This is a genomic window from Pseudomonas edaphica, from assembly GCF_005863185.1.
Lineage (GTDB): Bacteria > Pseudomonadota > Gammaproteobacteria > Pseudomonadales > Pseudomonadaceae > Aquipseudomonas > Aquipseudomonas edaphica.
Window position 1 is genome coordinate 1 of the sequence record NZ_VBVZ01001006.1, and the last position, 1,185, is coordinate 1,185.

2 protein-coding genes are annotated in these 1,185 nt (G+C 48.4%); both read right to left on the reverse strand.

The genetic code is table 11. From position 1 onward, the window contains the following. Positions 1-717: 717 nt before the first annotated feature. The gene (locus FEM54_RS35210; protein WP_420875338.1) at positions 718-957 is read right to left on the reverse strand and encodes a carbon storage regulator; all 240 of its coding nucleotides are present in this window, start codon (positions 955-957) and stop codon (positions 718-720) included. Beyond that, on the reverse strand, positions 932-1,185 hold a 254-nt coding region (locus tag FEM54_RS34500; protein WP_205894448.1), incomplete at its 5' end, for a hypothetical protein. The genes FEM54_RS34500 and FEM54_RS35210, both read right to left, overlap by 26 nt.

Sequence of the window (1,185 nt, forward strand, 5' to 3'; positions counted from 1 at the left end):
TCGTTGTACATGATCAGGTCCCTTTTTTATTTTTGGGTTTGGGCGAATGCCTGATGTGGGGCCAGTGTAGCGTGGCCTGTACAGAGTTGAATTAACTTGAGCGGTTTTTATCCGTATATTGCTCGCAGTTGCCTATCGGAAAAAGAGTCTGCTTATGACGGAATAGGAGACTTGCGCTATATGATTTGGTTTACATGTGAATCGACAATAAAACTAAATGTTTAAACTAGGCGACACCCTGAAGTGTCCAAACCATTAGGTCCGTTCACTCGAACAACGAGTCGAGATGCACGGCTTTTGTCGGGTCTTCGATTTTGGTCAGATAAACCGAAAATTCGGTAGTCAACTATTGCATCGACTTAAGTCGGGTCGCTGACCTAGCGTGCTCAGGGGTTATACTTTCGATGGTCTCAACCTTCCGTCTTTTGACCTCCAGTACCAGAATACCTCGTTGCGGATGCATCAGTACAAAGTCCGGCCGCAAGCCTTTTGGGCCCACAGGTACATTTAACCAGCACAGCCAATCGTCCGACGGTTTTTTTTCAGGCGTTCAGCCAGACGGCGCTCGCCCGCAGTATCAAACCGACAGATGTTGCGGGAGGGAAAATGTAGAGCCATGTCGTATGCCTCGATCATTTGCGTACTCGATATGATTCAGAGCGACGCAAAATAATAAGTTCGCAGTTTGACTGTGTTTACCAATCGCGGGACGGTCTGTTATGACCGATTTTTTGGCAATGGTGATTCAGGTGCGGATGGCGAGCCTGGCTTTTTGTCTTTGTCCTCGGCATCTATAGCTCTTTCATGCAGTTCGGATCGAGCGATCGGGATATGCCTGGGTGCCTGGATGCCTAAAGAGACATGACTGCCTATAACGTCAATCACCTTGATCTGAATTTCGTCGTCGATACGTAAGCGTTCGCCGGTCCTCCTAGTGATAAGTAGCAATGGCAGCACCTTTCAAATTGGGGTGAATGTTCGGGCCATTAATTCCATGCATTGTCCGAAATTCATGTAGGAAATTTCCTGTACTGCGGTTGGTTGGGTATCTCAGTTTTAGACCCGGAAATGTTAGGGCTTTTTGATCGCCGCCCCCCCCCGATCGGGAGGGTGCAAGCCGGGGACATTGCTTACATTTCAGTCCTGCAAAGACCTGCTCAGACAAATGCATCGTCAGTTTTGCGC